The organism is Sinomonas sp. G460-2 (assembly GCF_047759905.1).
Lineage (GTDB): Bacteria > Actinomycetota > Actinomycetes > Actinomycetales > Micrococcaceae > Sinomonas.
Genome location: NZ_JBKZWT010000245.1, coordinates 1 through 5,472 on the forward strand (window position 1 = coordinate 1; position 5,472 = coordinate 5,472).

Genomic DNA, 5,472 nt, shown 5'->3' on the forward strand with positions numbered 1-5,472 from the left:
CGCGTCGATGACGGCGAAGACCTCGGCGCGGCTTGCGTCCGTCCGCGGCGGTTCGCGACGCTCGAAGGCGACGAGCCCCGAATGGATGCGCGGCGCGGGCCAGAAGACGTTGGTGCCGATCACGCCGGCCTTGCGCATCGTCCCGTACCAGGCGGCCTTGACGCTCGGCACGCCGTAGATCTTCGAGCCGGGCTGGGCCGCGAGCCGGTCCGCGACCTCGTCTTGGACCATGACGAGCCCGTGGCGCAAGCTCGGGAAGTGCTCGAGCAGATGCAGGACCACCGGCACGGCGACGTTGTACGGGAGGTTCGCGACGACGGCGCTCGGCTGGGTGGGGAGGCTGGTCACCTTGAGCGCGTCCGCAAGCACGAGCTCGAAACGGCCGACGGCGTCCGGTCGCCACCGCGCGACCGTCTCGGGGAGCTTCCCCGCGAGGAGGGGGTCGATCTCGATCGCGACGACGCGCGCCGCGGCGTCGAGCAGCCCGAGCGTGAGCGAGCCGAGTCCGGGGCCCACCTCGAGCACGGTCTCGCCGGGATCGAGCTTCGCGGCCGCGACGATGCGGCGGATCGTGTTGCCGTCGATCACGAAGTTCTGGCCGAGCGTCTTGGTCGGGCGAACGCCGAGATCTTCGGCAAGGGCCCGGATGTCGGCAGCCCCCAGGAGGTGGGCGGGTTCAGTCACCAGAGCATCCTATCGGCGGGTCGCATCCGGTCCGCCAAACCGGAGCACCTAGGAACGGGTCAGCGCGACGCCGCCCACGCGCAGCCCCACGGGGCGAGGCCGGCCTTCGCGTAGTAGGTGTTCGCCACCGCGATCTGCTGCGCCTTCGTCGCGAGGGACGCGTTCGGCGCGTACGCCCCACCGCCGTTCGCCATCCACGACGAGATGTTGAACTGGAGGCCGCCGTAGTAGCCGTTGCCCGTGTTGGCGGCCCAGTTGCCGCTGGACTCGCACTGGGCGATCTTGTCCCACATGGCCTCGTTCATCACTGCCGGGGCCGCCGCGCCGGTGTTGGCGCCCGCGTCCGGCTGCTTCGTGCCGACGAGGATCTTCTGGACCACGGGCTGGACCGTGACGTTCTGGGAGACGAGTGTCCGGCCCGCCTCGCGGCCGTCGACCGTGACCACCTGGTACGTCTTGACGAGCGAGCCGGCGACGCCCTGCTGAACGACCTTCGTCTGGCCGACGGGGAGGTCCGGCGCGTCGGTCTTCTCGGTGCTGAACGGGATCGGCTCCGTGACGGTGTCCGCCTTGCCGGTGTCGACGCGCGTGACCTTGAGCACGAGGCCGGTCACGACGGGCGCGTTGGGGGCGAGGGACACATGGTCGTTCGCGCTCAGGGTGAGCCCCAGCTCGGTGAGCAGGCCGCCCACGGTTCCAGCCGCCGTCGTCCGCGTCACGGACTGGCCGTCGACGAGGATCGTGACGTCCTTGGGGGTCGAGATGTCCACGACGCTGCCCGCGGGCTCAAGCGTGGTGGAACCCGCGAGGGAGACGACGCTGTTGGAGGAGACGCCGAGCTCGCGGACCAGCGCGTCGACGGTGGGGACGGTCGTCTCGACGGTGCGCTGGGCGCCGTCGAGCTTGACGGTGACCTCCTTCGAGCGGTTCACCGTGATGACGGCGCCGTTCCCCACGGCGTCGCCGAGCGCCGGCTGGACGAGGTCGGCCGGCTTGATCTCCACGTCAGCGCCCCGGATCACCTGATCGACGGTCCCGGCGAAAGTCTGAACGGTGCTGGCCTTGCCGTCGATGCTCAACGTGACGGTCTTCGTGCTCGCCACGAACGCGGTCGTGCCCAGCACGAGCGCACCCACGACGGCGACCTGGCCGGCAATCCTGAATGGCTTTGCCGCGGCGCTCTCGGCGGAGTATCTGCTCACATGTGCCCTCACCTCGCAGGACCGGGCACGGGCGGATCCGGACGCGGGCACAGGGCTGCCCCCTCGCGCGCGGCGCGCACAAGAAAGCAAGTCTGTCCCTGGCCCAGCGCGCGTGGCGCACGGGCACATACGTCCGGCGGCCTTCCCCGACCCCGGCTGTTGGGAATTGAGCGTAATCGAAGTGTTATCAAAGGGCAAGCCATTATCACGGATCCATTACGCGGCGGGGCTGCCCGGGGGGCCCGCCGCTAGGCCCACGCGAGGCGCCTTCAGTCCCAGCTTCCGTAGGCCGCTACCGTGTTCTCGCCGATGCGGGAGCACAGCTCCGCAAGGTCCGCGCCGAGCACCTCGGCCATGCCGCGCACGGTGTACGGGACCATGTAGCTCGCGTTGGGTCGGCCCCGATAGGGGTGCGGCGTGAGGAACGGCGAATCGGTCTCGACGAGCACACGGGCGGGGTTGGCGATCGAGAGGGCCTGGCGGAGGTTCTCCGCGTTCTTGAACGTGAGTGTCCCCGCGAAGGAGAGGAACCACCCGTTCTCGTTGCACGTCCGCGCGAGGTCCTCGCCGCCCGAGAAGCAGTGGAAGACCACGCGCTCGGGCGAGCCCTCCTCGCCGAGGATCCGGACCACGTCGTCGTGGGCGTCGCGGTCGTGGATCTGGAGCGTCAGGCCGAGGCGCTTGGCGATGTCGATGTGGCGGCGGAACGAGTCGCGCTGGATCTCGAGCGCCTCGCCGTGCGTGCGGAAGTAGTCGAGCCCGGTCTCCCCGATCGCCCGCACGCGCGGATGGGACGCGAGCCGCTCGATCTCGGCGAGCGCCGACTCGAACTCGCCCCGCGCGGCGTAGCGCGGCGCGTCGTTCGGGTGGAGGGCCACGGCGCCGAGCAGGCGGGGGTCGGCGTCGAGCGCCTCGACCGTGAACCGCGAGGACGGGAGGTCGCAGCCCACCTGGACTGCGCGGTGCACGCCCACGGCCTCGGCGGCATCGAGGGCCTCGCGGACACCGACCTCGACGAGCCCGTCGCGGAAGTTGAGGTGCGTGTGGTTGTCCACGACCGGAACTGGGAGCGGCTCGGGGGCGGGCGGGTACTCGAGGCGGCGCTTCCGGCCTGCCTCGTCGTGGGCCGCGCGGAGCTCGCCCTCGCCGCCGCGCGGACCGCCCGCAGATTCGCCCTCGGCCGCCGCCTCGCCGTCGGTCCAGCGGTAGGCGGCGGGAGGAAGCGAGGCACACATGATCCCCACTCTAAGCGGACCCCGCCAGCCCCCATGCTCGCTGTCAGGCGCGTCACAGCCCGGTCACAGGATGGGGGGAGTCTGGAGCGCCAGGTTACGGGTAACGTGGACACCACAGGGTGTGACGGAGGTCTCCTCGCGGTCACTCCTCCACCGGCCCGAGGGGGACGCATGGATGTGCACCGCATCGGCGGGACCGCGCTCACGCCGCTGAGGCCGAGCCCCCCGCCCAAAGCCTTGCCGCCCGCCCAGTTCCGCGCGACGTGCGAGGCGATCCTCGCCGCCGTCGACCGGGTGATCGACGGCAAGGCCGAGGCGTCACGCGTGGCGCTCACGGTGCTCCTCGCCCAAGGCCATCTCCTCGTCGAGGACGTCCCCGGTGTGGGCAAGACCATGCTCGCCAAGACGCTTGCGCGCACCATCGACTGCTCCGTGAGCCGCATCCAGTTCACCCCCGACCTCCTCCCGAGCGACGTAACGGGCGTGTCGATCTACAATCAGGCCACGCGCCAGTTCGAGTTCCGGCCCGGTGCGGTCTTCGCGAACATCGTGATCGGCGACGAGATCAACCGCGCCTCCGCCAAGACCCAGTCCGCGCTCCTCGAATGCATGGAGGAGCATCAGGTCACGGTGGACGGGACGTCGTACGGCCTGAGCGAGCCGTTCATGGTCATCGCGACCCAGAACCCCATCGAGATGGAGGGAACGTACCCGCTCCCGGAGGCTCAGCGCGACCGCTTCATGGCGCGCATCTCGATGGGCTACCCGGACGAGGCCGCCGAGATCGAGATGCTCGAGAGCCACCAGTCGGAGTCTCCCCTGCTCTCGGTCGAGCCGGTCGCCGAGGCCTCTGACGTCCTCGCCATGACCGAGACGGTCAAGTCCGTCTACGTCTCGGACCCCGTGAAGGAATTCACGGTCGCGCTCGGCCGAGCGACCCGCACGAGCGAGAAGATCCGCCTCGGCGCGAGCCCGCGCGCAGTCCTCCAGCTCCTGCGCTCGGCCAAGGCCCGCGCGGCGCTCGACGGGCGCGACTTCGTGCTCCCGGACGACATCGCCGCGATGGCGCCCTCGGTACTCACCCACCGGCTCATCCTCGACCGCAGGGCCGCGGGCGCCGGGCTCACGGCGGCCGGGATCCTCGAGGCGCTCATCGCGGCCGTCCCGCTCCCGTCCGACGGCGCCGCCCGCCTCCGCAGACAGGGCTGAGTCCCATGGCGTCCCCCACTTCGCGCTGGCGCGGCGCGCCGTGGCAGGGAGCGCTCACGGCCTCTGGCTGGGGCTTCGTGGGCACGGGCGTCGTGGTGCTCCTCGCAGCCCAGCTCATGGGGCGCCGCGACCTCCTGCACCTCGCGGTCTTCCTCTTGCTCGTCCCCGCCGTCGCGTGGCTCGCGAACCGGCTCTTCCGGCCCGGCCTCTCCGTGGACCGCGCGAGCGATCCGCCGGTCGTCGAGGCCGGCCACACGGCCGAGGTCCGCCTCGGAGTCGGCCACACGGGTGTCCTCGTCGGCCGGCTCTCGATGGCCGAGCACCTCCCCGCATCGCTCGGCGAGGGGCCGGACTTCGCCTATCCGGGACGCACCGTCGGCACCGACGGCACCAGCCGCTATCGCTACCAGCTCGCGTGCCCGCACCGCGGACTGTACCTGCTGGGGCCGGTCGAGGCGCGCTCGAGCGACGTCTTCGGCCTCGCGGAGCAGCGCACCCGGATCGATTCCGGGACGCGTCTCACCGTGACGCCTGCCCCCGTGCCGCTCGCGGCATCCGTCCTGTCGGGGCTGCGTGGGATCGACGGCGTGATCGCGACCCGTATGCAGGCGAATCCGTCCGAGGACGACGTCATGACCCGCGAGTACCGGCACGGCGACCCCATGCGCCGCGTCCACTGGGCCGCGACGGCCCGCCAGGGCCAGCTCATGGTGCGGCAGGAGGAGTCCGCCACCTCGCCCGAGGCCACGATCGTGCTCGACCTCCGGCGGGACGCTTTCCCCACTGCGACGGGCCGCCCGGCTCCCCCAGGCGAGTGGGCGCCGGGGCCGCCCGAGTTCGAGTGGGCGGTCACGGCGACGATGTCGGTCGCCGCGCACCTCGCCGAGCTCGACTACACACTGCGCCTCCTCGACGCGGACGGGACGCTCGCGCTCTCCCACTCGCCGTCGTCGCCCGCTCCTGACGCGCCGGATTTCTCGGGTCGCGAAGGCCTCGCCGCGCTCGCGGAGGGACTCGCCGCGATCCTCCCGCGCAATGGCGAGAACGCCGCGCTCGCCCCCGGGATCGCCCCGCACCCGTCCGAAGGCTTCGGGGATCTGCTGCTCGACAGGATCGAGGCCCACCGGCAGCGCGGCCCCCTC

5 protein-coding genes are annotated in these 5,472 nt (G+C 71.5%); 2 read left to right on the forward strand and 3 right to left on the reverse strand.

From position 1 onward, the window contains the following. The 3 genes from rsmA to ACLN58_RS17105 form a co-directional block, all read right to left on the reverse strand. Positions 1-684, reverse strand: a 684-nt coding sequence (gene rsmA, locus ACLN58_RS17095; RefSeq protein WP_415856449.1) for a 16S rRNA (adenine(1518)-N(6)/adenine(1519)-N(6))-dimethyltransferase RsmA, incomplete at its 3' end; no start/stop codon positions are given. 59 nt (positions 685-743) lie between these two features. Then, positions 744-1,886 (reverse strand): transglycosylase family protein, encoded by a 1,143-nt coding sequence (locus ACLN58_RS17100; protein WP_415856450.1) that lies wholly within the window; start codon positions 1,884-1,886, stop codon positions 744-746. Positions 1,887-2,155: 269 nt separating this feature from the next. Further along, entirely contained in the window at positions 2,156-3,121 is a 966-nt protein-coding gene (locus ACLN58_RS17105; protein ID WP_415856451.1) for a TatD family hydrolase, read from the reverse strand. Between the two features lie 171 nt (positions 3,122-3,292). Between ACLN58_RS17105 and ACLN58_RS17110 the strand changes: the two genes are divergently transcribed. Continuing rightward, positions 3,293-4,330 carry an AAA family ATPase gene (locus ACLN58_RS17110; protein WP_415856452.1) on the forward strand — a complete coding sequence of 346 codons (1,038 nt, stop codon included), beginning with the start codon at positions 3,293-3,295 and terminating at the stop codon, positions 4,328-4,330. A 5-nt stretch (positions 4,331-4,335) separates the two neighbouring features. After that, positions 4,336-5,472 (forward strand): DUF58 domain-containing protein (locus ACLN58_RS17115; RefSeq protein ID WP_415856453.1); only part of this gene is annotated, 1,137 nt, incomplete at its 3' end.

Coding starts and splice junctions, on each gene's coding strand:
- ACLN58_RS17105 (WP_415856451.1), bottom strand. CDS start 3,121: ATGTGTGCCTCGCTTCCTCCCGCCGCCTACCGCTGGACCGACGGCGAG.
- ACLN58_RS17110 (WP_415856452.1), top strand. CDS start 3,293: ATGGATGTGCACCGCATCGGCGGGACCGCGCTCACGCCGCTGAGGCCG.